This is a genomic window from Xanthomonas pisi DSM 18956, from assembly GCF_001010415.1.
Classification (GTDB): domain Bacteria; phylum Pseudomonadota; class Gammaproteobacteria; order Xanthomonadales; family Xanthomonadaceae; genus Xanthomonas; species Xanthomonas pisi.
Genome location: NZ_JPLE01000226.1, coordinates 1 through 311 on the forward strand (window position 1 = coordinate 1; position 311 = coordinate 311).

Genomic DNA, 311 nt, shown 5'->3' on the forward strand with positions numbered 1-311 from the left:
CTTCAGGACGGACTCAATGTGTTGATAACCGACTGGCGTATTCACCGTGTCAATGTTGAATGAGAAGATGCGCGCAGGCACTTCACCTTCAGGATAGGGATCAGCAAACATCTTCTCCCAAAGCGCCTTCCCCTTTTTAGTTTTCATCTTGTCATTGCCGCGCCAGTAATGACCAATCCACTTGATGGAAAGGTGCTCTGGTGCTTCACGGCGAATCCAGTTCGAGTGGACACCGTTAGGAGCGATGACGACCATGGCATCGAACGCGCCAGCGGTGAAGTGCTTTTCAAACTCTGCCAAAGCGGTCCAAG

Annotated in this window: 1 protein-coding gene; it reads right to left on the reverse strand. The window is 51.4% G+C overall.

The features are described 5' to 3' along the window. Positions 1 to 311: hypothetical protein (locus tag Y887_RS20800; RefSeq protein ID WP_211257016.1), on the reverse strand; the 311-nt coding region annotated here is incomplete at both ends.